This window comes from Arthrobacter sp. 92, assembly GCF_050260325.1.
Lineage (GTDB): Bacteria > Actinomycetota > Actinomycetes > Actinomycetales > Micrococcaceae > Arthrobacter.
Genome location: NZ_CP189863.1, coordinates 4,566,770 through 4,592,118 on the forward strand (window position 1 = coordinate 4,566,770; position 25,349 = coordinate 4,592,118).

The following is a 25,349-nucleotide window of genomic DNA, read 5'->3' on the forward strand; positions in this document are numbered from 1 at the left end:
TACCCCAAATATTCACAAATCGGAACAGTGTGTGAAAACTTGTTAAGCTTGTTCCGTCGACGTCCCAAAGGAGCCATGCGTGAGCCCGTCAGTACGACCCCTCATTCCCGAGCAGCGCCACCAGGAGATCCTTCGGCTGCTCCGGAGGGAGGGCGTCCTGAGTATCCGCAGCCTCACGGACTACATGAACGTCTCCCACATGACGGTTCGCAGGGACATCACCGCACTGGAGGACCTGGGGCAGGTGGTGTCGGTTCAGGGGGGCGTACGTCTCGCGGACTGGACCAGCCAGGAGCCGCCGCGGGAACGGGAGTTCCGGGCCCAGCTTGAGCTTCCCCGGAAACAGGCCATTGCCGAACTGGCCTCACAATTCGTGGAGGATGAGATGGTGTTGTTTCTCGACGCCGGAACCACCTGCCAGTCCGTTGTTCCGTTCCTGGGTCAGCGCAAGAACCTCACCGTGGTCACCAACGACTTCTATGTGGTCACGAGCCTGTTCGCGTACCCGAACATAGAGACGATCCACACCGGTGGCCTGGTGGATCCGTCCAGCGCATCCAGCTGCGGCCGCATCGCGGCCGAAGCCGTCAAGTCCATCAATGTGGACATGTTCTTCCTGAGCACCGGCACGTGGAACATGTCCCGTGGCGTGACCACGCCGTCAATGGACAAGGTGGAGGTGAAGCTCGCAGCCCTGGCGTCGTCGTCGTCGTGCTTCCTGCTGGCGGACAGCACCAAATTCGGCACTGTCTCCAGATTCCGGGTGGCGCCCATCGAAAACCTGGACGCCGTGGTGACCGACGAACAGCTCCCCCACGAGATCCAGGACAATATCCGCGATCTGGGCGTGGCCGTCCATGTGGCGTCAGTGGGCAAGCAGGACGTCCGCTGAGCCGAGCCCGGAAGCGCGACGCCATCGGGGCGTGTCTGTGAAAAGATCAAGCATGCGTCCGATGCAGCACTCCAGCAAACTCCAGAACGTCCGGTACGAACTCCGCGGGCCCATCCTTCAGGCGGCCAAAAAGATGGAGGCGGAGGGTCACCGGATCCTCAAGATGAATCTTGGCGACACCGCGCCGTTTGGGCTGGAGGCCCCCGAATCCGTGGTGGTCGACATGATCCACCACCTCCGTGGAGCCCAGGGCTACAGCGACTCCAAGGGCATCTTCTCGGCACGCACCGCCATCTCGCAGTACTACCAGACGCGCGGGCTCATGCAGATCGGCGTCGAGGATATCTTCATCGGCAACGGGGTCAGCGAGCTCATTTCCATGTGCCTGCAGGCGTTTATGGAGAACGGGGACGAAGTACTCATCCCCGCACCCGATTACCCGCTGTGGACTGCCGCGGTGACCCTCACGGGCGGCAAACCGGTGCATTACCTGTGCGACGAGGACGAGAACTGGTGGCCGGACATGGCCGACGTCGAGGCGAAGATCACCAAGCGCACCAAGGCGATCGTGATCATCAACCCGAACAACCCCACCGGAGCGGTGTATCCCAGGCACGTCCTGGAGCAGTTCGCCTCCTTGGCCCGCAAACACCACCTCGCCCTGTTTTCCGACGAGATCTACGAAAAGATCCGGTATGAGGACGCCCAGCACATCCACACCGCCTCAGTGGCGGAGGACGTCTGCTGCCTTACGTTCAGTGGCCTCTCGAAGGCCTACCGCATGCCCGGCTACCGTGCCGGCTGGGTGGCCGTGACGGGCCCGCTCGCCGCCACTTTGGCATACCGCGAGGGCCTGGAGTTGCTGGCTTCGCTCCGCCTGTGCCCGAATGTTCCCGCGCAGCACGCGATACAAACGTGCCTGGGCGGCTACCAGAGCATCGACGCGCTGATCAGGCCAGGCGGGAGGCTGCGCGAACAGCGTGACCGGGCATTTGAACTCCTGACCGCCATCCCCGGAGTGACGTGTGTTCCCGCCGCCGGGGCCATGTACCTCTTTCCCCGCCTGGATCCGGATCTCTACCCGATCAAGAGCGATGAGCAGTTCGTCCTGGACCTGCTCCAGGAACAAAAGATCCTGGTCTCCCACGGTTCGGCCTTCAACTGGCCCCGGCCCGACCACTTCCGGTTCGTCATCCTTCCGGCGGTCGAGGACATTGAGGAAGCCGTGCGGCGGATCGCCACCTTCTTGTCCGCGTACCGCAACAGTGCGGCCGACTAACCGGCGTCCCACTGCTACCCGGCGCTGAATGAGGCCATGATTAGTTATGACTCCGCCGACGTAATGCCGGCCGTCGCTGAGGAGTGGCCGTCATGCATCTTTCGTTCATTTCCATTCCGGCCGCGGGCCATGTGAACCCCACCCTGGCCGTGGTTGCCGAACTCGTCCGCCGCGGACACCGCGTCACCTACTTCACGGCCACCACCTTCGCCAAGAGGGTCGAACGGGCCGGGGCCGAGTTCCGGGCCTCCGGCCAGGACTGGTTTGCTTCCCTGCCCATCGGCGGGCCGGCCCTGCCGGACCGCCGGCAGCTGATGCTGCCCATGCTAAAACGGGTATTCCAGGACATCCGGGCCGATTTTCCCGCCCTGGTTGAGCATCTCAGGGAGGACCCTCCGGACGCCGTCTGCTTCGATGCCATGACCGTTAGCGGAAGTATGGCCGCGGAGAAGATCGGCGTCCCGGCCATTTCCCTGATGCCCACGTACGCCAGCAATGAGCACTTCTCGCTGAGGACGCTGCTGCCCGCTGACCCGCCCCCGGAGATGGCGGAGGCATGGGCCGCCATGCGAGGTTCGCTCGCCGAGTTTGCCGCCGAGCAGGGCGTGGGCGTACCGCGGATGTTTGACGGGCCGCCGGCACCGTTCAATATCGTTTTCATCCCCCGCGAGTTCCAGCCCATGGCCGAAACGTTCGATGACCGCTTCCGTTTCGTGGGCCCCTGCGTGGGCGGCCGGGACGACGCCGGCTGGAGCCACGAGGGCACCAATCCACTGCTTTTTATCTCGCTCGGAACCACTCCGCTGAACCGTCGTCCCGACTTCTTCCGAACTTGCCTGGAGGCATTCGGCCAGGGAAAGTGGGACGTGGCCATGGCGATCGGCGAGCAGACCGGTCCGGCTTCGCTCGGGACGATTCCGCAGAACATCCGGGTGCAGGCGTTCTTTCCCCAGCTTCAGGTACTTCAACAGGCAGATGTGTTCCTCACGCACGCGGGAATGAACTCCACCATGGAGGCACTCTATTTCGGCGTTCCCCTGGTGGCCTTTCCCCAGCAGCCCGAACAGGAAGCCACTGCCCGCCGGATTGAGGAACTGGGCCTGGGCCGCAGGCTGGAAACGGCGGATCTCACCGCCGCCTCGCTGCTGCAGACCGTCTCGGAGGTCAGCGGGAACGCGGAGATCCGGAAGAACGTGGCTTCGATGAGCGGGAACGTCCGCAGCGCGGGAGGCGCGGCCGCGGCCGCCAACGCCATCGAAAGCCACGTTCAGGGCCTGCGGGAGCGCGGCAGCTAATGCCCGCTACGCGTCGGCTTCCTCAAACTCCACGGCCGCGATGATTTCCCGGCTTTCCGGGCTGATCATGTAGGCCTCTTCGTCGTCCTCCACCATGAGGAAATCGCCCTGGTCCGTGGTGAAGTGCCAGGCCAGGATGGTTTCGCCGTTGTGCTGATAGTTCGGATCGCCCATGGTGATCTTTTCCAGCTCGTGCCCTGCCACATCGCAGAGCTCGCGGATGATGAGTTCAAACTCGGGCGCGCTCTCCAGGGCCTCCTCGGCAGCCTCTGCCTGGCGTTCCTCGAGGTTGGGGATCAGCGCCACGCGGCCCGCGATGTGGACTTCCAGCTGCTCGTCGTCCAGCACCAGCAGGCCTTCCTGGCTTCGGAGCCACGCGGCGTTCAGTGCCGTGATGTCCTCGGTTTCGAGCAGCGACTCGAATTCGCCGTCGAGCTCTTCGAGCTCCAGGACCGATTCCGAAGCCCCGCCTGCGGAGCCGCCGTCCTCATCAAGTCCGGCGTCGAAATCGCCGTCAAGATAGCTGTCTGCGTCGTCGTCGGAGAGTGCGTCAAAGGCTGCTGCGGCCCGGTTGAACAGGTCAAGGTGGGCCGTTGCACCCATTGCCTCGAGTCCTTCGCGGACGTGGGCGTCGATCTCCTCCCGTTCCGGAGCGGTGAAGACGTACTGGGCGAATCCGCCGCCCAGGGCCTGGGTAAGGTAGAAGTCCACGTAATAGCTGCGCAGGGCGTTCGGCGCGATTTCCGGGGCGTCCAGCAGTTCCGCGTACATGGCGTTGACCACCGTTACGTTCGCGTCAACCACGTCCTCGTTGCTGGCGCCGGCGCTTTCCGCCGTCAGGACCACTGGGAAGTTGTTCGTCGGCTGACCGTTGCTCATGGAAATCCTCACTGCTGATGCCGGTGGTGCTCAGGACCCCTTCACGGTACGTGCCGGGAGCGGCCGCCGGTTGAGCCGGAGTTGAACGTTGGGCAAAGGCTTCGTGGCCGGTCCGGTCACTTGGCAGCGCCGTCAGGCCTGGCCCGCACCCCAGCGCAGGACGGCGGCGGCCTCGGCTCCGCCGGGGATCGCGGCCGCAGGCAGCAGCTCCACCGTGGCGTCCGTCAGGACCGCGGCGCGAAGCAGGGCGGCAGCGGCGGCGGCCCGCCCCAGAACACGGGCGCCGGCCACCTCGTCTTCGGCAGCGGCGATCCAGGGAGCCTCGTCCAGGACCACCAGCTCGCGCGTCTGACGGCCTCCCTGGTCCGTGGCGGTGTTGCCGGCCCCGGGATCGGGGGCGAGCTGGTCGCTGAGAACCAGCGTCTCCACCTGCGCCTGCTGCAGCGCCCGGACCACGGCCCCGATGCCAAAGACAGCCCGGGGGTTGGGGTGGTCCTTCTCCTGTTCCAGACGTTCCAACAGTTGGTGCTGGGCATGTGCCTGCTTCTCGGCCAACAACCGTTCGACGGCGGCGGTCATCACTTCCGGGTCGGCGCCAGCCGCCCGGGTGTGGGAGTCCACGGTGGCGGCGATCGCGCGGCTGTGGTCCGATAACTGGCTGAACACAAGGTCACGGGCCCGCTGGTCGCCGCCAATAGCCACCAGTGCCGGACGCCTGGCTTCGACCAGGCGGTCGATTTCGCCGGCCACCTCATCGGCGTTCTGCCGCCAGATTTCCTCCGTCCGGTGCTGGTATTTCCCTTGGGCCCAGCCACCGCCGGGGACTTTCTTTAGGTTCTCCGTGCTTCCCTCGGTGGTGTGCTCCTCCGTGGCCTGGCGCCCCTCCATCCCCGGACGGGCGTAAGAGAGCACGATGTCGGCGCCGGACCTGTCCACGTTGGCGGTGATCACCGGCAGGTCGGAACCCTCGTGCCGGACGAGGGGCAGCAGGTCAGGAATCACACCCACACTGATGTACGGGTTTTCCACCCGCTCACCGGGCAGCACGCGGTCCAGCTCGACCGTGCCGTTGCGGACCAGGAGAAGCCGTGCCACCGGGCTGGGGAGCCCCTCCTCAGGCCGAAGGGCTTCCTCGGCGGCCCTGGCGTCGGCGTCCTCCGCTCCGGCAGCCCGAAGTGCGTCCGCCACCTGCGCCGGCCTGACATCAACGCTCTCCTGGGACACCACGGTGCCGGTTCCCGCATCCGCGAGGACAGTGCACCATGTGCCGGTCTTACCGAAAAGCGGAGCGTATTTTTCCAGCGGTCCGTTCATTCTGCTCACTTCTCCTGTTGGCCGAATCAGACGTGCCCCAGATCACATTTCACCGTAGCACCGTGACGCTGTGGGCAGAACACTGGAGGTCAAGTTTCAGGGCCCCTTTCCGGCTAGCTAAGATGGATCAGATAACCCTTCATGGCCACGGCCCCCTGCATGGTGCACAACAGCACAGTGCGGAACAGTGGCACGTGCAGGACAGTGACCTGCTGAAAGTAGCGCGCACCATGCCATCCCAACCGGACGAGAGTGCGGCACTGGCAATACAGACTCCCGCTATCAACGACCGCTCCCTCGCGGCCGGACTCGCCTACGCCATGGGCAGCCGGGTCTCCTCCATCTCCTTCGACGCCGCCACGGGGCTGATGCTGGGCAAGGTCCGCGGGGGCGCTGACGTGCCCTACTCCACCACCGCCAAGCTGGTCCGGAAGAGCGGCGGCTGGAGCTGCACCGTGGGCATCTGCAGCTGCCCGGTGCGGAAGGACTGCAAGCACGTGGCGGCACTGCTTTTCGCCGCCGAGGACAACCCGGCCACCCGGCTCCAGCTTCTGGCCCCGGCGGAATCCACCCGCGTGGCCAGGGTACCGGCGGCCCTGGAGATCCCGGACTGGGAGCAGGCCCTGAATCCGCTGATCGCGCGGCCGGGCATCACGCCCTCCACCAACGGCATCCCCTTGGCGCTCCAGTTCGAGATCGAGGAACCCGCCCCGCACTTCTCCTACACAGGCCGCCGCGATCCGCTCCGGAGCGTCCGCCAGCTTAAGGCGCGGCCGGTGATCATGGGCGCCAAGGGCAAGTGGATCCGCGGAGACGTCTCGTGGAACACCCTGAGCTACCTCAACTACCGGCGGGAATGCAACGAGGCACACGTGGAGTGGATGCAGGAATTCCTCGCGTCCCACACCGCACTCGCCAACCGGCAACACAATTCCACTGCGCCCTGGCTGGGACTGAACACCTACGCCGGAAAGAACCTGTGGAGCCTGCTGGCCCAGGCACGGAAGATCGGCGTCGCGCTGGTCCACGCCCACGGGCAGGAGCCCGTGCGGCTTGTGGAGGAGCCCGCCGCGGTGGGCCTGAATCTGACCCGCTCAGGCGTCCCCGTTGAAGGCGCCGGTCCAGCCGGCGGCGATCAGGCGTCCGAGGACGGCGGCCTGACGCTCGCGCCCACCATCACCGTCGAGGGAGTCGCCGTTGATCCGGCTTCGGTCGGCACCATCGGGAGGCCGGCGCACGGCATTTTCCTGACGTCCGGAGGGGAGTCGCTGCCGGGAGTTTCCGAGGATTCCATCATTACCCTGGCCCCGCTGGAAAGCGGCCTCAGCGAGGAACTCCTGACGTTCGTCACGGCCGGGAGCACCCTGCACATCCCGGCCAGGGACGAGACCCGCTTCCTGACCGGGTTCTACCCCAAACTCAAGCAGGCGGCCCGCGTCACAGCCTCGGACGAGTCGGTGGAACTACCCGCGCTCGCCGTTCCCTCGCTGTCCCTGCTGGCCAATTACGGCGCCGACCACAAGGTCCGGCTGCACTGGGAATGGCACTACAGGTCGGGGAACCTGGTCACGGCCCAGCCGCTGTGGCGCCACCCGGGCGATCACGGCTACCGCGACGATGCAACCGAGGCACGGATTCTGGAAGCGGTAGGCCAGCCGTGGGACGTGGTGCCGGCCCTGGGCGAGTCCGCCACAGGCGGGTGGGGCACGCCGCGGCTGGCGGCCACCGCGGAACTGAGCGGGCTGGACACCCTGGCGTTCACCGAGGAAGTCCTCCCCCGCCTGCGCCGGACGCCGGATGTGGCGGTGGAAACGTCCGGCGAGATCGCGGATTACCGCGAGGCCGAGGAGGCACCGGTGGTGGCCATCTCCACGAAGGCCACGGACAGCCGCGACTGGTTCGACCTGGGCATCGTGATCACCCTCGAGGGCCAGCCGGTGTCCTTTGCCGCGTTGTTCTCTGCCCTTGCGGCCGGGGAGACGCGCATGCTCCTGCCCAGCGGCGCCTACTTCTCCCTGGACCTGCCCGAACTTCACCAGCTGCGTGCACTGATTGATGAGGCCCGTTCCCTGCAGGACAACAAGGATGCGCCGCTGCAGATCAGCCGGTTCCAGGCAGGGCTGTGGGACGAACTGGCCCACCTGGGCATCGTGGATGAGCAGGCCGCTGCCTGGCGCGACGCCGTGGGTGGCCTCCTTGAGGGTGGTATCAACGGGCTGCCCCTGCCGGAGACGCTCAACGCGGAGCTGCGCCCGTACCAGCTCGAAGGTTTCAACTGGCTCAGCTTCCTCTACCGGCACGGATTGGGCGGGGTACTTGCCGATGACATGGGCCTGGGCAAGACCGTCCAGAGCCTCGCCCTGATCTGCGCCGCCAAAGAGGCCGCCCGGACAGGCACGGGACCCACGGTGGGATCGGGCCCGGAATCCGCAACGGAGTCCGGAGCGGGAAATTCCGACGGCGCCGCTCCTTTCCTGGTGGTGGCCCCCACCAGCGTTGTGGGCAACTGGCAGGCGGAAACGGAACGCTTCGCTCCCGGGCTCACGGTCCGGGCCATCGGTGAGACCTTCGCCAAGAGCGGCTCGGATCCCGCCCTTGCCATGGCCGGGGCGGACGTTGTGATCACGTCCTACGCGCTGTTCCGCATCGACTACGAGGCCTACGCTTCGCAGCAGTGGGCCGGCCTGATGCTGGACGAGGCCCAGTTCGTCAAGAACCACCAGTCCAAGGCCTACCAGTGCGCCCGCAAACTGCCGGCTGCCTTCAAGCTGGCCATCACGGGTACGCCGCTCGAAAACAACCTCATGGAGTTCTGGGCGTTGACATCGATCGTGGCGCCGGGGCTTTTTGCGAGCCCCAAGCGCTTTGCCGAGTACTACCAGAAGCCCGTGGAAAAGAACGGGGACAAGGCGCAGCTGGACAAGCTCCGGCGTCGGGTCCGTCCGCTGATGATGCGCCGCACCAAGGAGCAGGTCATCCGTGATCTGCCGCCGAAGCAGGAACAGATCCTGGAAGTGGTGCTGAATCCGCGGCACCAGAAGGTGTACCAGACCCACCTGCAGCGGGAGCGTCAGAAGATCCTGGGCCTGATTGACGACGTCAACAAGAACCGCTTCACCATTTTCCAGTCGCTGACCCTGCTGCGGCAGCTCAGCCTGGACCCGTCGTTGATCGATCCGTCACTGTCCGGAGTGCGGTCCAGCAAGCTTGATGTGCTGTTCGAGCAGCTGGAGGACCTGGTGGCGGAGGGTCACAGGGCGCTGATCTTCAGCCAGTTCACCGGGTTCCTGGGCAAGGTCCGCGAGCGGCTGGTGGAGGAGAACATCGAGTTCTGCTACCTCGACGGCGGCACCCGCAACCGCTCCGATGTGGTCAACGAGTTCAAGAACGGCGCGGCGCCGGTGTTCCTGATCAGCCTCAAGGCCGGCGGGTTCGGCCTGAACCTGACCGAGGCCGACTACGTTTTCCTGCTGGACCCGTGGTGGAACCCGGCGTCCGAGGCGCAGGCCGTGGACCGGACTCACCGGATCGGACAGGCGAGGAACGTCATGGTCTACCGGCTCGTCGCCAAGGACACGATCGAGGAAAAGGTCATGGCGCTCAAAGCAAAGAAATCCCAGCTCTTCGCGGACGTCATGGAAGGCGACGCGCTCTCCGGAGGGGCGCTCACGGCGGAGGACCTGGCCGGCCTGTTCAACGACTGACGGGTCAGCCGAGGGTGCGTGCCACCCGGCTGGTGCCAGCCGGGGCGGCGGCTCAGCCGAGGGCTGGTGCGGCCACCGTTCGGGTGCCCAGCGTCCTCCGTGCCCAGCGGGCCAGCTTTTTACCCTTGCCCTTCCACCAGTTGTCCTCGTCCGTGTCGTGGTGGAGCCGGAAGATGATGGTCACCAGCAGGAAGACGCCCATGGCAACGTCCTGCCACGACCACGAGAGCGCGTCCACCAGGACGCTTACTCCCGTGACGAGGATGGACGGCACGGCGAGTGTCCTGAAGACGGTGTTCGCCACGTAGCGTCGATGCGACCGTGGCACCGAAAGTGCGCGCACCATGTCAAAACAGACGCACGCCACCACCAGCGCCTGCCCCAACGACATCACGATGAGGCCGGGCAGGGAGTGGGCGAACACGGCGACCGGCGCCATCCCCGCGTTCACCGGACACCGGCTTGAATGTTGCGGTCATTGCACATGAGAAAACCCCCAGAGACCTGAAACCACGCTGTGAGACTCAGCTTGGTCCATTCAAGCCGCCAGCCGCCGGGCCCGTCACGAGTAGCGTGTACTCGACTCTCGGAATCCGGGTCCCGCGACGGAACCCGGCGGTACTCAGTTTTGCGGTTAAGGGCCCCTGCCGGGGAATTTAGGGAACTTACTTGTTAAGGAACTCCAGCAGCGCCTTGTTGATTTCGGGGGCGTGGGTCCAGAGCATTCCGTGCGGGGCGCCCTCGATCTCGACGTACCGGGCTGCGGGCAGCGCTTCGGCGAACCGGCGGCCTGTCACGTCGATGGGCAGGATGTTGTCCGCGGTTCCGTGCACAATCAGCGCCGGCACGTCGATTTTGGGGATGTCAGCGCGGAAATCAGTGAGCCAGGTGGGTTGGGCAGCCACCGAGGCATGGGCGGATGCCCGGGCGGCCGTGGACCAGTTCGCGCGGAGGGCCTCTTCGCTGAGGCGGCTTCCGAGGGTGTCGTCGGTGTTGAAGAAGTTCTTGAAGAACTCCGTGAAGAAGGCGTACCGGTCGTCCTTGACGGCGCCGAGCAGACCGTCGAATACGTCCTGGGGCACGCCGCCGGGGTTGTCGTCCGTCTTCAGGAGGAACGGCTCGAGCGAACCGAGGAAGACCGCACCCGCAACGCGCGCTGAGCCATAGGTGCCCAGGTAACGGGCCACCTCGCCGGTCCCCATCGAGAAGCCCACCAGGACGGCGTCATTCAAGTCGAGGTCCGTCATCAGGGTATTGAGGTCCGCGGCGAAGGTGTCGTAGTCGTAGCCGGTGACCGGCTGGCTGGACTTGCCGAATCCGCGGCGGTCATAGGTGATTACCCGGTAGCCGGCTTCCAACAACGCGGCCGTCTGGCGCTCCCAGGATGCCCCGTCCAGGGGATACCCGTGGATCAGGACCACCGGCTGACCGTCTCCGTGGTCCTCATAGTAGAGCTCGATCGTGGTGCTGTTTTCTGTTCCGACAGGGATAAACGCCATGAGGGGTGTTCCTTCCGTTGGGAGACTCTGCTTCCTGGCCCGGCCGGGCAAGCTACACAGCAATTCGGCAGCCTGGACCCGGCGGACGGGCCCGTGGGCGTGTCCTTCACTTTTCATCGGCTCCGCGCGGCTGTCAAGGGCGCCGCGGGCGGCTACCGGGAGGGTGCTCAGTCAGAGGCGCGCGGGCGCCACACCACCAACGCCTGGGACCGTGCGCGGGGCCGTTGCCCGCGGGCCAAACTGACCACGTCGCCGGCGGCGCCGGCGGCGAATATCCGGGAGTCCAGCGGCTGGCGACGGCGGCCCAGCTCCTCGGTCAGTTCGCTCACCCTGCGCTGCAAAGCAGCAACCTGGTTCTCCAGCTGGAGGATTCGTTTGATCCCCTCCAGCGAGACTCCCTCCTGCGAAAGCCGCTGGACCTCGCGCAGCATGTTCACGTCCCGCTGTGAGTAGCGGCGGGACTTACCCGGGGCACGGCTGGGCGAGACGATGCCCAGGCGGTCATACTGGCGCAACGTCTGCGGGTGCATGTCGGCCAGCTCCGCCGCCACCGAGATGACGAAGATCGGCTGGTCGAAGTCGATGTCCATGGCCGGGTCCAGTCCCTACAGCCTGGCCTTGGCTGCCAGGCCGGCGCGCACGTCCTCGCCGGCTGTGGCCGCAGCGAACGCTTTCACGGCTTCCTCGGCTTCCTTGCTCAGCTTCTTGGGGACGGCGACGTCGATCGTCACCAGCAGGTCTCCGGTGGCCTTGGCGTGCTTGACGCCCCGGCCCTTAACGCGGAGCGTGCGGCCTGACGGCGTGCCCGCGGGAACGCGCAGCCTGACCTTGTCGCCGTCGATCGTGGGCACTTCGATGTCGGCGCCCAGCGCCGCTTCGGAGAAAGTGACCGGGACGTGCATGCGTAGGTTGTCGCCGTCGCGGATGTAGAAATCATGCGGCTTCACCGAGACCGTCACCATGAGGTCCCCGTTGCCCGCGGGACCGTATTGGCCCTTGCCGCGGACCCGGACCTTCTGCCCGTCCTTGATCCCGGCCGGGATGCGGACGTCGATGACCTCACCGTCCGGTTCGCGCAGGCCGATGGTGGTGCCGCGGATGGAGCCGGCGAACGAGATAGTGGTGGACGCGGTACGGTCCGCGCCCTTCTGCGGTGCGCGCTGGAAGCCGGTGGGAGCGCCGCCGTAACCGCCGCCGAACAGGTCGGCGAACTCGGGCGGAATGCCACCTGCCGTGCTGAACCCGCCGGAATGGCGTCCGCCGCCGCCAGTGAACAGCCCGCCAAAGAGGTCCTCGAACCCAGCGCCGCCCGCGGCTCCGCCGGCTCCACCCGGCGCGAACCGGGCACCGCCGCCCATGGCCCGGATGGCGTCATACTGCTGGCGCTCCTCAGGATCTGACAGCACGGAATATGCCTCGGAGATGTCCTTGAACTTCTTCTCCGACGCGACATCACCCGCATTCCTATCCGGGTGGTGCTGCCGGGCAAGCTTGCGGTAGGCCTTTTTGATGTCGGCGTCGGAAGCGTCCTTGGCGACACCAAGGATCTTGTAAAAGTCCTTGTCCACCCAATCCTGGCTAGCCAATGGCGTTTCCTTTCAAAAGTCGTGCAGAGTGCGCTTCACAGATGATGGGCCCCCGCCCCTTCGCGTGGCCACCACGCTCCGGCAGGCCCGATGCCACTCCCGGGGCCCATCATCTGCTTCGCGTTGTTTGTTCACTCACTTTAGGCGAGCAACACGCTGGCGCGGAGGCCGGATAGAGGGCGGCGGTGTGGAGGGCACCGCGAAGCGGGCACCGCCCCCTATCCGGCGGAGCGCCAACGCAACCTACGCCGGAACAGCCACAATCACCTGGGCTGCCCGGAGCACGCGTTCGCCGGACTTGTAGCCAGAGCGAAGGACCTGGCTGACGGTGTCCACCTCCACGTCCGGTCCGGGCTGCTGGATGAGGGCCTCGTGGATCGTCGGATCGAACTCGACTCCGGTCTCATCGATGCGCACCAGCCCGTAGGTCTTCAGCGCATTCTCCAGCTTGGCAGCGATGGCGGCGAACGGGCCGTCCGCCAGATCGCCGTGCTGGCGGGCGGCGTCGACGTCGTCCAGCACCGGAAGCAGCGAGTTCAGGACGCCGATGACGGCCATCTCCCCGGCCACGGCACGGTCGCGTTCCACGCGCTTGCGGTAGTTGACGTACTCAGCCTGCAGGCGGCGGAGATCGTTCTTGAGCTCCTCCGCTTCGGCCGCGCCCACACCCTGGGCCACCGATTCCTCGGCGGGGACCTCAACACTGTTGAGGATGTCCTCCGCCTGGGAGAGCGCGTCGCCCTCGGTGTCCGGGTGCTGGCCTTCACGTTCGGGGTGACGGGCCGCCCCGGTCTCCGGGTCAACCTTGCGGTTGTCCCGGATAACCGGCTTCTGCGAATCGTTGTCCCGGTTGTCCCGGTTGTCGCGCGGGTCCCCGGAAGAGGCGTGCTCTTCTTCGTTACCGTGATGCGGCATGGTTACTTCTTCTCTTCTTCGTCAACGATCTCGGCGTCGACGATGTCCTCATCCGACGCGGACTTCCCGCCCGCGGGAGCACCCTCGGAACCGGCTGCACCCGTGGCGCCGTCCGGCGAACCGGCCTGCGCGTAGATGGCTTCGCCGAGCTTGGTCTGGGATGTCTGCAGCTTCTCGAACGCGGACTTCACGGCCGCGTCGTCGGTGCCTTCGAGCGCCTTTTTGAGGGCGTCGACGTCGGCCTTGACGTCAGTCTTGACATCTTCAGGCAGCTTGTCGGCGTTGTCCGCAATCAGCTTGTCCACGGAGTAGGCGAGCTGTTCGGCGGTGTTGCGGGTGTCCGCTGCCTCGCGGCGGGCCTTGTCCTCCGCGGCGTGCTCCTCGGCGTCACGGACCATGCGGTCGATGTCTTCCTTGGAGAGTGCGGTGCCACCGGTGATGGTCATGGACTGTTCCTTACCGGTGCCCTTGTCCTTCGCGGAGACGTGCACAATGCCGTTGGCGTCAATGTCGAAGGTGACCTCGACCTGCGGGACTCCGCGCGGGGCCGGGGCGATGCCGGTCAGCTCGAAGGTGCCCAGCGGCTTGTTATCGCGGGTGAACTCGCGCTCGCCCTGGAAGACCTGGATGGCCACGGACGGCTGGTTGTCATCCGCCGTGGTGAAGGTCTCGGACCGCTTGGTGGGGATGGCGGTATTGCGCTCGATCAGGTGCGTCATGATGCCGCCCTTGGTTTCGATGCCCAGGGAAAGCGGGGTGACGTCGATCAACAGCACGTCCTTGCGCTCGCCCTTCAGGACGCCGGCCTGCAGCGCAGCGCCAACGGCCACAACCTCGTCCGGGTTGACGCCCTTGTTGGGTTCCTTGCCGCCGGCAAGTTCCTTGACCAGGTCGTAGACAGCCGGCATACGGGTTGAACCGCCCACGAGCACGATGTGGTCAATCTCGGAGAGCTTGATGCCCGCTTCCTTGATGACGTCCTGGAACGGCTTCTTGGTGCGGTCCAGGAGGTCCTTGGTGAGGTCCTGGAACTTGGCGCGGGTCAGCTGCTCGTCCAGGTGCACCGGGCCGTCCGGGGTGACGGAGAGGTACTGGAGCGACACATTGGTGCTGGTGGAAGAAGAGAGTTCCTTCTTGGCCTGCTCGGATGCCTCGCGGAGGCGCTGCAGGGCGATCTTGTCCTTGGACAGGTCGATGCCCTTGACCTTGAGCTGGTTCAGCAGGTAGTCGACGACACGCTGGTCCCAGTCGTCGCCGCCGAGGTGGTTGTCACCAGCCGTGGAGCGGACCTGGATGGTGGAGAAGTTGTCTTCGTCCTTGCCCACCTCCAGAAGGGAGACGTCGAAGGTTCCGCCGCCGAGGTCAAAGACGAGGATGAGTTCGTCTTCCTTGCCCTTGTCCAGGCCGTACGCCAGCGCAGCGGCAGTGGGCTCGTTGACAATGCGCAGCACGTTCAGGCCCGCGATTTCGCCGGCCTCCTTGGTGGCCTGGCGCTGGGCGTCGTTGAAGTACGCCGGGACGGTGACGACGGCGTCGGTGACCTTTTCGCCCAGGTACGACTCGGCGTCGTTCTTCAGCTTCATGAGGATACGGGCGGAGATCTCCTGCGCCGTGTATTTCTTGTCGTCAATGGCGACGGTCCAGTCGGTGCCCATGTGGCGCTTGACGGACGCGATAGTGCGCTCAATGTTGTTGACGGCCTGGCGCTTGGCAATCTCGCCCACCAGCACTTCGCCGGACTTGGAGAATGCAACGACCGACGGCGTGGTGCGGCCACCCTCGGCGTTGGCAATTACGGTGGGCTCGCCACCTTCGAGAACGGAGACGACGGAGTTGGTGGTTCCGAGGTCAATACCTACTGCACGTGACATGTGTTGCTTCCTTCTTTCCTTGGAAACTATCTGGTGCCCGGCTTTCGAGCTGCTGCCCGTTGGCCGAGCTGGTCAAAATTCAGGCACGCCCACTTATTGAGCGATCTAGACTCAACTTTACTCAAGCCGACCTTAAAGTCAATCCAAAGTTGAGTGAACTGCGCTCAAGTTTGACTCAGGGCCGGGACCGCACCGCGGCGCATCGGCGTGATTCCGGGCTTTTTGGGGGACGGCTGCGGGAGCGGAAGTTTCGCTTTCCGTGAACTATTCGCCTTCGATGTCCGGCGCGCTGCCGGCAGTGCCTGTGCTGCCGGCACGCCCGTAGTCACCGTCGGGATATTCGGCATCATCGGCGGTGACAAGATTTGAGCCGGCAGTCCCGGCCTTGCCGTAGTCCCCGGCCGCATACTCACCCTCGGCAACGCCGGCGCCCTCCTCTTCGAGGACGCCGCCGGCACCATAGTCGCCCTCCGGATACGCCCCCTCACCCTCGGCGGTCAGGTCCTGGCCGGCGACGCCCGCCTCGCCATAGTCACCGCCGACATACTGGCCGCCCTCGGGCCCAAGGGTGCCCTCGTCCTCCGCAGCCCGGTCGCCCGCGACCAGCGGCTCCGGATCACCGGCGGGGAGCTTTTCTGCTTCAAATTCGCTGTTTTCGGACACGGAAGAATCCCTCCTGGAAGCATCGGACGCCCGAGCGGACGCAGGGGCAGTCTATCCAGCCGCTCCGGAAGGCAACAGGGGGGGCAGGGCACTGCCGGCGCGGGCTTCCGGCGCCATTCCCTGCATCACCTGAAGCCGGCCACCCGCGCCAGGACGTGCAGATGGTGATCGAAGAGTTCATCCTTCGCCGCAAACGTTCCCTCGCCGTACTGGCCGAATACCTCGAAGCTGACGGCGCCGAAGAGCGAGGTCCAGACCAGTGCTCCCCTGGCGAGGAGTCCGTCCGGAACGGCCACGTCCAGCCCGCGGCGGATCGCTTCGAGGTCCACCGCCATGGCCTCCGGGATAACCACCGGGGACGCAGGCTCGTCATGCAGCTTGCCGGCGCGCCAGGCGGCGTCGAGCACGCCCATCAGGGCATGGATCACGCGGGTTCCGGGCTCCGTGGTCCGCTCGGCCGGCGCCCGGTATCCGGGCACGGGACTGCCGAACAACAGGGCATAGCGGGCGGGTTCCCGGAGGGCCCACCTCCGGACGGCCCGTCCCAGCGCCCTGAACCGTCCCGGAAAATCATCATCCGCCTCACGGCCCAGGGCGTCGTCCACCGCATCCCCCAGCTCGCCATAGGCATCGATGAGCAGGAGCGTGAGCAGCTCATCGCGGTTGTCGACATACCGGTACACGGCTGACGACACGACGCCCAGGTCCCGGGCCACCGCCCTCAGGGAAAGGGCCGCGGCGCCGTGAAGGGCCAAGTGTTCGCGGCCCAGCCGGATGATGTCTGCAATGGTCTGCGCCCTGGCCCGCTCCCGCGGGGTCCGGGCCGTGAGTGCTTCAGGCATACGTTCAGCATCGCACAACCGCGAGCACTGTCAACAAAAGAGAGCGCCGCTCTTGACGGGAGGGGCGGACAGCGCCATCCTTGAAGCGAGAGCAGTGCTCTCCCAACAGGAGAAACCGAAGGAGAAGCCAATCATGTCTGAGCTTTCTGAGCTTTACGTTGTCACGGGTGCAGGGCCCGTGGGCTGGACCGTTGCCGAACAACTCGCCGAAGCAGGTCACGCCGTCCGTCTCCTGACGCGATCCGGTAGCGGCCCGGACCACCGACGCGTCGAAAAGCTGGCCGTGGATGCTTCGGACGCCGCGCTGCTCGGCGCAGCCTTCGCCGGGGCCAAAGCGGTGTTCCACTGCATCCATGGCTCCGCATACAGCGCCGAGGCGTGGCAGCGGGAGCTTCCGCAGGCGGAGCAGGCGGTAATGGCTGCCGCCGGGCGGGAAGGCTCCGTCGTCGTCTTTCCCGAAAGCCTGTACTCATACAGCGAACCGGAACGGCCGATGACCGAGGAGGGCCCGCGGAAGGCCCAGGGTGGCAAGCGTGGCATCCGCACCGCGCTGCTGCGGGCCCGCGCCGCTTCCGCAACGGACACCGTCAGCGTGGTGGCGGCCGATTTTTTCGGCCCCAGGGTCCGCGGCGCGCACGCCGGCGAGCGCATGGTCCGGCCGGTTCTGGCGGGCAAGCCGCTCCAGGTGATCGGGAACGCGGACAAGCCGCACTCCTTTACCTATGTGCCGGATCTTGCGGCCGCCATGATCAGGGGCGCACAGGATCCGGCAGCGTGGAACAAGGTGTGGCATGCGCCCACCGGCCCTGCGCTGAGCCAGCGGCAGATCGCCGCAGCGTTCGCGGTAGCCGCCGGTGTCCGGGCACCGCGAATGGCCGCTGTCCCCGGCTGGGCGGTGCGGATGGCGGCCATCTTCGCCCCGGCCATGCAGGAGATCGCTGAAATGCTCTACCAGTTCGAGCGTCCATTCGTGATGGACTCGCGCGCCAGCGAAGCAGCCCTGGGGCTGCGGCCCACCCCGCTTGATGAAGCGGCTGCCGCCACCGTTGCCTGGTGGGGAGACCAGGAACAGTGACGGCGGCTCAATCGGGGCACGGCACGGGTTGTTCCTGCTAGCGGATCCCCGCCTCCGCGGATTCCGGGGACGGGGATTCCGGCGACGGCGCCATCGGCGGAACCCGGGTGGCGGCATCCACCTCCGCGCGTCCCCGCCGGCTCGGCCACCAAATACGCGGACCGAGGTCGTAGGCAAGCGCCGGAACCAGCAGTGAGCGGACCAATACGGTATCCAGCAGCACACCAAACGCCACGATGAACGCCAGCTGCACCAGGAACATGATGGGAATAACCCCCAAGGCAGCGAAGGTGGCCGCGAGCACCACACCGGCGGAGGTGATCACACCGCCCGTCACCCCCAGGCCCCTCAGGATCCCGGCCCGGGTGCCATGCTTCAGGGATTCCTCCCGCACGCGGCTCATCAGGAAGATGTTGTAGTCCACCCCCAGCGCCACGAGGAAGACGAAGCCGAAGAGGGGAACGGTGGCGTCTGCTCCCGGGAATCCAAGGATGTTGTTGAACACGAGGGCGGAAATGCCCATGGCCGCCCCGTAGGAGAGGACCACGGAGGCCACCAGGAGAACCGGCGCCAGCACCGACCGCAGGAGCAGCATCAGGATCACGAGGATGACGGCCAGGACCACGGGAATGATGGTGGCAAGGTCGCGCTGCGCCGTGGTGTTGGTATCCAGCGCCGTGGCCGTCACACCGCCAACCAGCGCTTCGGGGTCCGCCGTCTTGACAGCGTTCCGCAGCGCCACCACAACGTTTTCAGCGTCGTTGGAGTCCGCGGCGAAGTTCAGCGTGGCATTGACCAGCACCTTTCCGTCCCGAACAGCAGGGACGGCAGGAACGGCAGGGGCAGCGGGGGCGCCCGGGACTGCCGGCGGGCCGGTAATAATAGGCACATTGCCCGCGCCGAGCAGATAGGCGTCCCCCACGCCGTCAGTCTTCTTGACCTGGTCCAGCACCTGGTCGGCCTTGGCTTCGTCCGCCACGATGACCGCCGGGCTGCCCGAGCCGGCGTCGAAGTGCCGGGCCAGGGCGTCCTGGCCGTCCACGGCGTTGGAGGCTGTCAGGATGACGTCGGTCTGCGGGACTCCGTTGGCCTTCAGCTGCAGGACGCCGGCGGACGCCGCCAGGAGCAGCAGCACGGAGGCCACCCAGACGATGCGGTGCCGGCGGGACACAAGGGTTCCCGTGGCGCGCCAGAGTCCCCGCTGGCCTTCCAGCCCCGTAATCAGCTCCGGCTCGCGCTCGGCCTCCGGCAAAACCTTGGGCCGGAACGGCCAGAACGCGGCGCGGCCCAGCAGGGCCATCAGTGCCGGCAGCAGCGTCAGGGCCGCGAAAAGGGAGCAAAGAATGCCGGCGGCCGCCACGGGGCCCAGGGCCTTGTTGGAGTTGAGGTCCGAGAAGAGCAGGCACATCAGGGCGATGATGACCGTGGCGCCGGAGGCGAGGATCGGCTCGAAGGAGCTCTTCCATGCCGTCAGTGCCGCGGCTGTCCGGTTGGTGGTGTGGGTCAGGGCCTCGCGGAACCGTGCCACATACAGGAGGGCGTAGTCCGTAGCGGCGCCGATGACCAGGATGGAAAGGATGCCCTGGCTTTGGCCGTTGAGCTGGATCCAGCCAAGTTTGGCCATGCCAAAGACCAGCAGGATTGCGGCGCAGAGCGCGAAAACCGAGGTAAACAGCACCGCCACCGGCAGCAAAAGCGATCGGTAAACAATCAGCAGGATCAGGAACACTGCTCCCAGGGCCACGAGCAACAGGATTCCGTCGATGCCGGCGAAGGCGCTGACCAGGTCCGCTGCCAGGCCCGCCGGGCCGGTAACGAAGGTCCGCATCCCCTCCGGAGCGGAGGCCTTGACCTCTTCGCGCAGCGCCTTGACTGTGGCCTTCACCTCGCCGGAAGAAGCAATGGGCACCACAAACTGCACGGCCTTGGAGTCCTCCGCCGGGATGGGACCAATGACGGCACTGCCGGCCTTCAGCGCCTCCAGCTTGCCCTTGAGCGCCGCCGCCTGACCGAGCTGCGCCGGGGTGAACGCGGCGTCATTTTCCACCACGATCACCGCGGGAATTTCGTTGGAGTCGCGGAATTTCGCCTGCCAGGCCTGGGCCTCGGTGGCTTCAGCGCCGGCGGGCAGGAACGAGGCCTGGTCGTTGGATGAGACTTCGCTGAGCCGGCCGAAGGTGGGCCCGCCGATCCCGGCGATGGCGAGCCAGGTGACAACGAGCAACACGGGAACCAGCCAGCGCAGCCAGAACGGGACGCGCACGGTGCCGGGTGGGGTCATTTTCATCTGTCCTTCTGATCTTTGCCTCGACGGGGGTAAAATCAATTCCATCATAGAGTATCTCCATCATAGAGATAGTCAAGGTCCGAAGTGTGCTATCCGGGCTGAGCCCGCTCCACAGGAGTAAACTCCGGAGGGCGCCGCAGACAAAGCCGGCCGAACAAAGCCAGCGGAAGAAGGAGGTGGGCCGTGTCCGAGGAATCGATGGCCGCGCCCGGGCCGCCCCCGCTGGTCCGGCTCCTGCAGGAATTCACCCTTGAAGCCAACCGCTACGTGGATGCCGCCGGGGGCCGCAATGCCATGCACCGCACCGACCTCAACGCGCTGTCCGTGATCATGCGGCACACGGCCCGGGGCGAGGTGGTCACGCCCGGGGTGCTCCGCAAGGAATTGAACCTGAGCTCACCGGCCACAACGGCGCTGATCGACCGGCTCCACAGTTCGGGTCATGTGGTCCGCGAACGGCAGGGCACGGACCGCCGCCAGGTCCAGTTGCTGATGACCCCGAAGGCCTACAGCGACGGCGGCGCAATGTTCCTGCCGCTGGCCCGTCACATGGGCGCAGCCTTGGCTGGCTTCACGCCGGAGGAACTGGAGATTGCCACTCGGTTTATGAACTCCATGATCGAGGCGACCATACGCGCCGGCGAGGAAGCGGCCCGCGACGACACCCCACCCGAAAATCCGTGACGCCAGGCTCTGCCCGGGAGTAACCTAAGGCATCAGTTCTGCGTGAATCCTGTGGACTGGGGGCCAACTTCATGGGCGTAGTGCGATCGTCGCTGACCGAGCTCATCGGTTTCCTCAATGACGCCATCACGCCAGAGGAAATCACGCTCGACGACGACTCCCGGAGTGAGGCAGAAGAGCCCCCGGGTGCACCGGTCACCATCAAACCGACCGCCCTCACGACGGTGGGCCGCTCCCGGCGGGACGGGCCCATCCTCGACCTTGAGCTCTCCGTTTGGCTGCAGTGCCGGGGGCCCCGCCAGCTGGACAATCTGGAGAAGCTGCTGATCGCCGTCGAGCGGCACAGCCAGTACACCACCGCTCCGGACACAGAACGGCCCGGGTTGGGCTTCCTGGTCCGGGTCCCGGTATCCGTTCGAATAGACGAGCCTTCCGGGCCGCCCGTCCTGGAACCTCTGATCGCAAAGACCGTCATCGGCCGCAGAATCGGCGGCCGGCTGCTGGACAGCCAGGACAACGGCATTGCCCATGCGCGGATCCGCGCCCATTCGTCCGCCAACGCCGTGGTCAGCGATGACTCCGGCCGGTTTGAGGTACTGGCCTCCGCCGACGAACTCCAGCATTTCGCCGTGACAGTCCGCGGCACCGAACGGCAAGTCACTGCAACCACCAATACCCTGCCGGTGACGATCCGATGGGAATGAAAGGGAGCGCACCATGGCGAACTACCAGGCGCCGGGAGTGTATGTACAAGAGGTGCCCAGCGGCGCCCGCCCCATAGGCCAGGTCAGCACCGGCATCGGGGCGTTCGTGGGGGTGGCCCCGGATGCGTCCGCGCACCTGCACGAGGTCCGGGTGCTGGACAACTGGACTCAGTTCGTGGACCAGTTCGCGGGCAAGGCCACGGAAGGAACCGCGTTGTCCAATGCGGTGTTCGGTTTCTTCACCAACGGCGGAAGCCGTTGCTATGTGGTGAACGTGGGAACCGGCGGGAGCCTCACCGGCACAGCCGCCAAGCCCACCGGGCTGACGCTGTTCGAGGCGATCGATGACATTTCCATGGTGGCCGCACCGGGTTTCACCGGCGCCGAGGCCTACGCCGCACTGCAGTCACACGTGGAGCACCCGCTCCGGCAGGACCGGATGGCCATTCTGGACACCGTGGAGGACGTTGACGACGTCGGCGCACTCCTTCGCGCTGCCACGTCCGGCGTTCCGGACCACGGTTCCGAGGACCCGGACAGCGGGGCTGAGGGGTCGGACGGTGGTGCCGGCGGCGAAGGCGGCGTGAAGCCTTCCGCCTCGCCGACTCCGGCGACTGCCCCGATTGCCCGTCGGGCGGCGGCAGGGGAGGATGACCTCGGCGCACCCCAGTCACCGGGCGGCTACACGGCGCTTTACTTCCCCTGGCTCGTGATGGCCGACCCCCTATCCGGCAAGAAGGTGACCCAGCCGCCGTCGGGCCATATCGCCGGGGTGTGGGCCCGGGTGGACACCACCCGAGGAGTCCACAAGGCGCCGGCCAACGAGCCTATACAGGGCGCCCTCGACCTGGTGCGCCGGGTGAGCCGCGGCGAGCAGGAGGTCCTGAACCCGGCCGGCGTGAACTGCATCAGGTATTTTCCCGGCGAGGGTATCCGGATCTGGGGCGCCCGCACCAAGGCGCCGGAGGCGAGCGAGTACCGCTACATCAACGTCCGCCGCCTCACCAACATGATCAAGGAGTCCGTGGCCGCCGGAACGCGCTGGGTGGTGTTCGAACCGAATGACCACACGCTGTGGAAGTCCATCCGCCGCGACATCGGCGCTTTCCTCACCAATGTGTGGCGGGACGGCGCACTTCTGGGGACCACTCCCCAACAGGCGTTCTTCGTGAAGTGCGATGAGGAGACCAACCCTCCGGAGGTCCGGGATGCCGGCCAGGTCGTCACCCTGATCGGCATCGCACCGGTCAAGCCCGCCGAATTCGTGGTCTTCAAACTCATGCAGTCCGCTGATACCACCGAGATAGAAAACGCGGGAGACTAAGATGACCACCCAGGCAAGCACCCCTGCCCCGTCAGCCCAGCCCGGCGTACAGGTCACTCCTTACCGTGACTACAACTTCAAAGTGGTCATCCAAGGCGTGGTCCAGGGACACTTCACCAAGGTGGAGGGCCTGGGCATGTCGATCGGCAGGATCCTGTTCCGCGCCGGCGGCGAAAACAGCGCGGTCCGGGTGATCCCGGGCCAAGTGGAATACTCCCCCGTAACTTTGCGGTACGGCCTCACCGATTCCACGGAAATGCTGCAATGGCTGTTCAAAGCGGTGGACGGCCAGGTGGAGCGCCGCAACGTCTCCATCGCCATGCTCAACGACGCCGGTTCGGCCGAGATCCGGCGCTGGAACCTGATCGGGGCCTGGCCGTGCGACTGGTTCGGCGCCCCGTTGGACGCCTTGGGCAAGAACCTGGCCATCGAGTCCCTCAGCATTGCCTACGACCGCCTGGAACTTGACGATGCCCGGGCACCGCTGGCGTAGCGCAGCCGCAGCCATACTGAGGGTGGCTGCCGCGAGGCTGGCGCCGGACACGGACCAGCAGGTGCCCTCGCCGTTAGAGGACACGCGCGGGCCGGACATGCCGTGGGCACAGTCGCCTCCTCAGGCGGCCGGAAGGCCGCCGGGCAGCCCGGCGGCGGGTACTACAGGAGCAGCCAGGGGCTTCGACGTGACTGGCGCGCCGGCGCACTGGGTGCGGCTCCTGCGGGACGCCGGTCTGGTCAGCGGGGAGCACTGTGCGGGGCAGGGCGTGCCGGGAGAGGCCCCTTCGGAAACGGTCCCCCTTCCGGCGGCGCCATGGATGGCCGGCGCGCCCGGCGCGATCAAGGGGCGGCGGCATGCGGGGCGCACCGTGGGGAGGGCGTGGTCCAGCGCCCGGGGAAGGATCGGGTCTGGGGTCTTCACGGACTGGGCCGTCGGCGGCGGCGGGCTTGAGCCGTTGTCCGCGGCAATGAGGGGGAGCTCCGGGGATCGCGTGAGCCGGAACCGGGCGGCCCGCCCGGCTGATGCGGAGAGACCCTCCGCGGGCTGGCAGCACCGGCCTGGATCGGCACAGCGGGGGAATGACGCCGAGGTCCACGCGGACGGGCCGTCCCAGGAAGGGGAGGCCAGCGGAGACCGCGTCCGGCTGCCAGCGGTCCCGCGGCTGCTGGTTGGCCTGCGGAACCGGCCCGCACCTGAAGCCCGCCCTGCCGGGATCTCTCCGGCCGTGATGCCCACGGCCGGAAATCCCCCGCCCGGGATCCCGTTCCGCCTGCCGCCAGCTTCCGTCAAATCCTCGGAACTGTCCGGCGAGACCCCCTCCGTCACCTCACACCCGGCCGCCGGGTCAGGGACGGTCTTCCAGGCCGCAGGTCAACAGCTCCCACTCCAGGCCGCCCGGCTCCAGCAGGTCCCACCCCCACCGCAAGGCGGGCGGGAAGACACCCGCCCGGGCGCCGTCGTCGTTCTTCCGCCCGCCGCAATTCCCTCCGACAACGGTGCTGGGGCTGGACCGCCTGCCGGGAGACCTGCCTTCGTCGCGGGCCCCGCGCAACGGCTCAGCAACAAATATCCAGACCGCGCTCCCACTGCCGGGCAGCCGGACGGGCAGCGGGGCCCGGCTCCCGCGCTCACCGGAAACTGGCCCGAACTGCCCGTGCTTCCGGCAACGGGCGCCGTGGCCTTGCCGCCGGAGAGAATCGAGCAATCCATGACCCGGCACCTCCGGCTCCACACCGAGCACTGGGCGCTCTGACATGGAACGGGTGGCATTCCTGATTGAGGACACCGGTGAGCACCTGGGCTGCCTGCTGAACCCGGAGAGCGTGGTTATGTCACGGACTGCGGGCGTGGAACCGCGGCGGTCCGCCGGCGGCAAGCTCACCGGAACCGGACTTGCCGACGATCCGCTCCTTTTCACGGGTGGCGGCCACACTGAGCTGCGGCTGGACCTGCTGTTCGACGTGGATCTGGCCCCCGCGAACTTCCACGTGCAGGATGTGCGCCAAATGACCCGGCCCATCTGGGCCCTCGCGGAGAACTCGGCGGAAGTGGAACGCCAGCGGCGTCCCCCGTCCGTCCGTTTTGTGTGGGGGCGGGCGTGGAACGTGCCGGGGATCGTCACGGAAGTGGCGGAGCGTTTCGACCGCTTCTCACCGGACGGTTCTCCGCTGCGCTCCTGGATGCGGATGGTCTTTGTGCGGGTTGGCCAAAGCGCGGACGAGGAAGGGGCGAGAACTACGAGCTCGCCCAGCGGCTGCCCCCGGTTGACCTCACCGCTCCGCCCGTGGACACCTTGGCCGTCTATGGGGACGGCGGCACACCCGGAAGCGCGGCGGCAGGAACAGCGCCCGACGGCGGCACCGCTGTTCCGGAGGTTCCCCCGGGAGAGCTGGGCAGGCTCTCCCTCGCCGCCTTCGGTACACCCTTGCTGTGGAAACTGCTGCTTGAGTACAACAACATCGATGACCCGGCCCGCTTCGCCGGCCCGCTTCGCCGGCCCGCTCGCCGTCCCGCCGATGGGGGAAACCCCATGAGGGGCCG

General features: G+C 66.5%; 22 protein-coding genes. 11 read left to right on the forward strand and 11 right to left on the reverse strand.

Annotated elements, in window-relative coordinates; all coding sequences use genetic code 11:
• The first annotated feature begins 79 nt into the window (after positions 1-79).
• The 3 genes from ACP4XC_RS21295 to ACP4XC_RS21305 all read left to right on the forward strand — a co-directional run bounded on the left by ACP4XC_RS21295 (position 80) and on the right by ACP4XC_RS21305 (position 3,466).
• The gene (locus ACP4XC_RS21295) at positions 80-892 is read left to right on the forward strand and encodes a DeoR/GlpR family DNA-binding transcription regulator (protein WP_427172722.1); all 813 of its coding nucleotides are present in this window, start codon (positions 80-82) and stop codon (positions 890-892) included.
• A gap of 52 nt (positions 893-944) precedes the next feature.
• Positions 945-2,171 (forward strand): pyridoxal phosphate-dependent aminotransferase, encoded by a 1,227-nt coding sequence (locus ACP4XC_RS21300; RefSeq protein WP_427172723.1) that lies wholly within the window; start codon positions 945-947, stop codon positions 2,169-2,171.
• Positions 2,172-2,263: 92 nt separating this feature from the next.
• Complete coding sequence (locus ACP4XC_RS21305; protein WP_427172724.1) at positions 2,264-3,466, forward strand: macrolide family glycosyltransferase; 1,203 nt, start codon at positions 2,264-2,266, stop codon at positions 3,464-3,466.
• 6 nt (positions 3,467-3,472) lie between these two features.
• On the opposite strand, the gene ACP4XC_RS21310 is transcribed toward ACP4XC_RS21305, so the two are convergent.
• Together ACP4XC_RS21310 and ACP4XC_RS21315 are read right to left on the reverse strand one after the other, a co-directional pair.
• Positions 3,473-4,345, reverse strand: a complete 873-nt coding sequence (locus ACP4XC_RS21310) for a DMP19 family protein (protein WP_427172725.1) — start codon at positions 4,343-4,345, stop codon at positions 3,473-3,475.
• A 132-nt stretch (positions 4,346-4,477) separates the two neighbouring features.
• Positions 4,478-5,659 (reverse strand): Vms1/Ankzf1 family peptidyl-tRNA hydrolase, encoded by a 1,182-nt coding sequence (locus tag ACP4XC_RS21315; protein ID WP_427175193.1) that lies wholly within the window; start codon positions 5,657-5,659, stop codon positions 4,478-4,480.
• Between the two features lie 230 nt (positions 5,660-5,889).
• On the opposite strand from ACP4XC_RS21315, the gene ACP4XC_RS21320 reads away from it, so the two are divergent.
• On the forward strand, positions 5,890-9,363 hold the full coding sequence (locus ACP4XC_RS21320) for an SNF2-related protein (protein ID WP_427172726.1): 3,474 nt from the start codon (positions 5,890-5,892) through the stop codon (positions 9,361-9,363).
• Between the two features lie 52 nt (positions 9,364-9,415).
• Here the strand turns inward: ACP4XC_RS21320 and ACP4XC_RS21325 are convergent, their stop codons facing one another.
• The 8 genes from ACP4XC_RS21325 to ACP4XC_RS21360 all read right to left on the reverse strand — a co-directional run bounded on the left by ACP4XC_RS21325 (position 9,416) and on the right by ACP4XC_RS21360 (position 16,739).
• Positions 9,416-9,814 (reverse strand): hypothetical protein, encoded by a 399-nt coding sequence (locus tag ACP4XC_RS21325; RefSeq protein WP_427172728.1) that lies wholly within the window; start codon positions 9,812-9,814, stop codon positions 9,416-9,418.
• Between the two features lie 214 nt (positions 9,815-10,028).
• Positions 10,029-10,862: an alpha/beta fold hydrolase gene (locus ACP4XC_RS21330; RefSeq protein ID WP_427172729.1), complete on the reverse strand. Its 834-nt coding sequence runs from the start codon at positions 10,860-10,862 to the stop codon at positions 10,029-10,031.
• Positions 10,863-11,029: 167 nt separating this feature from the next.
• Entirely contained in the window at positions 11,030-11,452 is a 423-nt protein-coding gene (locus ACP4XC_RS21335) for a heat shock protein transcriptional repressor HspR (protein WP_427172730.1), read from the reverse strand.
• Positions 11,453-11,467: 15 nt separating this feature from the next.
• Positions 11,468-12,448: a DnaJ C-terminal domain-containing protein gene (locus ACP4XC_RS21340; protein WP_427172731.1), complete on the reverse strand. Its 981-nt coding sequence runs from the start codon at positions 12,446-12,448 to the stop codon at positions 11,468-11,470.
• Between the two features lie 243 nt (positions 12,449-12,691).
• Positions 12,692-13,363 (reverse strand): nucleotide exchange factor GrpE, encoded by a 672-nt coding sequence (locus tag ACP4XC_RS21345; protein ID WP_427172732.1) that lies wholly within the window; start codon positions 13,361-13,363, stop codon positions 12,692-12,694.
• A 2-nt stretch (positions 13,364-13,365) separates the two neighbouring features.
• Entirely contained in the window at positions 13,366-15,234 is a 1,869-nt protein-coding gene (gene dnaK / locus ACP4XC_RS21350) for a molecular chaperone DnaK (RefSeq protein WP_427172734.1), read from the reverse strand.
• 264 nt (positions 15,235-15,498) lie between these two features.
• Positions 15,499-15,897 carry a hypothetical protein gene (locus ACP4XC_RS21355; protein WP_427172735.1) on the reverse strand — a complete coding sequence of 133 codons (399 nt, stop codon included), beginning with the start codon at positions 15,895-15,897 and terminating at the stop codon, positions 15,499-15,501.
• Between the two features lie 125 nt (positions 15,898-16,022).
• A complete protein-coding gene (locus ACP4XC_RS21360; protein ID WP_427172736.1) occupies positions 16,023-16,739 on the reverse strand; it encodes a TetR/AcrR family transcriptional regulator in 717 nt (238 codons plus the stop codon).
• 133 nt (positions 16,740-16,872) lie between these two features.
• On the opposite strand from ACP4XC_RS21360, the gene ACP4XC_RS21365 reads away from it, so the two are divergent.
• Positions 16,873-17,814 (forward strand): NAD-dependent epimerase/dehydratase family protein, encoded by a 942-nt coding sequence (locus ACP4XC_RS21365; protein ID WP_427172737.1) that lies wholly within the window; start codon positions 16,873-16,875, stop codon positions 17,812-17,814.
• A 37-nt stretch (positions 17,815-17,851) separates the two neighbouring features.
• Here ACP4XC_RS21365 and ACP4XC_RS21370 read toward each other — a convergent pair whose 3' ends face one another.
• Positions 17,852-20,101 (reverse strand): MMPL family transporter, encoded by a 2,250-nt coding sequence (locus ACP4XC_RS21370; protein WP_427172738.1) that lies wholly within the window; start codon positions 20,099-20,101, stop codon positions 17,852-17,854.
• A 198-nt stretch (positions 20,102-20,299) separates the two neighbouring features.
• Between ACP4XC_RS21370 and ACP4XC_RS21375 the strand changes: the two genes are divergently transcribed.
• The 6 genes from ACP4XC_RS21375 (at position 20,300) to ACP4XC_RS21400 (ending at position 25,342) form a co-directional block, all read left to right on the forward strand.
• Positions 20,300-20,785 carry a MarR family winged helix-turn-helix transcriptional regulator gene (locus ACP4XC_RS21375; protein ID WP_427175194.1) on the forward strand — a complete coding sequence of 162 codons (486 nt, stop codon included), beginning with the start codon at positions 20,300-20,302 and terminating at the stop codon, positions 20,783-20,785.
• A 71-nt stretch (positions 20,786-20,856) separates the two neighbouring features.
• Positions 20,857-21,489, forward strand: coding sequence for a hypothetical protein (locus ACP4XC_RS21380; RefSeq protein WP_427172740.1), 633 nt, complete (start codon positions 20,857-20,859; stop codon positions 21,487-21,489).
• Between the two features lie 13 nt (positions 21,490-21,502).
• Positions 21,503-22,813: a phage tail sheath family protein gene (locus ACP4XC_RS21385; protein ID WP_427172741.1), complete on the forward strand. Its 1,311-nt coding sequence runs from the start codon at positions 21,503-21,505 to the stop codon at positions 22,811-22,813.
• A 1-nt stretch (position 22,814) separates the two neighbouring features.
• Positions 22,815-23,306, forward strand: coding sequence for a phage tail protein (locus tag ACP4XC_RS21390; protein ID WP_427172742.1), 492 nt, complete (start codon positions 22,815-22,817; stop codon positions 23,304-23,306).
• Between the two features lie 187 nt (positions 23,307-23,493).
• Complete coding sequence (locus tag ACP4XC_RS21395) at positions 23,494-24,561, forward strand: hypothetical protein (RefSeq protein ID WP_427172743.1); 1,068 nt, start codon at positions 23,494-23,496, stop codon at positions 24,559-24,561.
• 1 nt (position 24,562) lies between these two features.
• Complete coding sequence (locus ACP4XC_RS21400) at positions 24,563-25,342, forward strand: hypothetical protein (RefSeq protein WP_427172744.1); 780 nt, start codon at positions 24,563-24,565, stop codon at positions 25,340-25,342.
• Positions 25,343-25,349 lie beyond the last annotated feature (7 nt).

Excerpts from the sequence above, each read along its gene's own strand:
- ACP4XC_RS21300 (WP_427172723.1), top strand. The coding sequence starts at position 945 with ATGCGTCCGATGCAGCACTCCAGCAAACTCCAGAACGTCCGGTACGAA.
- ACP4XC_RS21305 (WP_427172724.1), top strand. The coding sequence starts at position 2,264 with ATGCATCTTTCGTTCATTTCCATTCCGGCCGCGGGCCATGTGAACCCC.
- ACP4XC_RS21310 (WP_427172725.1), bottom strand. The coding sequence starts at position 4,345 with ATGAGCAACGGTCAGCCGACGAACAACTTCCCAGTGGTCCTGACGGCG.
- ACP4XC_RS21315 (WP_427175193.1), bottom strand. The coding sequence starts at position 5,659 with ATGAACGGACCGCTGGAAAAATACGCTCCGCTTTTCGGTAAGACCGGC.
- ACP4XC_RS21320 (WP_427172726.1), top strand. The coding sequence starts at position 5,890 with ATGCCATCCCAACCGGACGAGAGTGCGGCACTGGCAATACAGACTCCC.
- ACP4XC_RS21330 (WP_427172729.1), bottom strand. The coding sequence starts at position 10,862 with ATGGCGTTTATCCCTGTCGGAACAGAAAACAGCACCACGATCGAGCTC.
- ACP4XC_RS21335 (WP_427172730.1), bottom strand. The coding sequence starts at position 11,452 with ATGGACATCGACTTCGACCAGCCGATCTTCGTCATCTCGGTGGCGGCG.
- ACP4XC_RS21345 (WP_427172732.1), bottom strand. The coding sequence starts at position 13,363 with ATGCCGCATCACGGTAACGAAGAAGAGCACGCCTCTTCCGGGGACCCG.
- dnaK (WP_427172734.1), bottom strand. The coding sequence starts at position 15,234 with ATGTCACGTGCAGTAGGTATTGACCTCGGAACCACCAACTCCGTCGTC.
- ACP4XC_RS21360 (WP_427172736.1), bottom strand. The coding sequence starts at position 16,739 with ATGCCTGAAGCACTCACGGCCCGGACCCCGCGGGAGCGGGCCAGGGCG.
- ACP4XC_RS21365 (WP_427172737.1), top strand. The coding sequence starts at position 16,873 with ATGTCTGAGCTTTCTGAGCTTTACGTTGTCACGGGTGCAGGGCCCGTG.
- ACP4XC_RS21370 (WP_427172738.1), bottom strand. The coding sequence starts at position 20,101 with ATGAAAATGACCCCACCCGGCACCGTGCGCGTCCCGTTCTGGCTGCGC.
- ACP4XC_RS21375 (WP_427175194.1), top strand. The coding sequence starts at position 20,300 with ATGGCCGCGCCCGGGCCGCCCCCGCTGGTCCGGCTCCTGCAGGAATTC.
- ACP4XC_RS21380 (WP_427172740.1), top strand. The coding sequence starts at position 20,857 with ATGGGCGTAGTGCGATCGTCGCTGACCGAGCTCATCGGTTTCCTCAAT.
- ACP4XC_RS21385 (WP_427172741.1), top strand. The coding sequence starts at position 21,503 with ATGGCGAACTACCAGGCGCCGGGAGTGTATGTACAAGAGGTGCCCAGC.
- ACP4XC_RS21390 (WP_427172742.1), top strand. The coding sequence starts at position 22,815 with ATGACCACCCAGGCAAGCACCCCTGCCCCGTCAGCCCAGCCCGGCGTA.
- ACP4XC_RS21400 (WP_427172744.1), top strand. The coding sequence starts at position 24,563 with ATGGAACGGGTGGCATTCCTGATTGAGGACACCGGTGAGCACCTGGGC.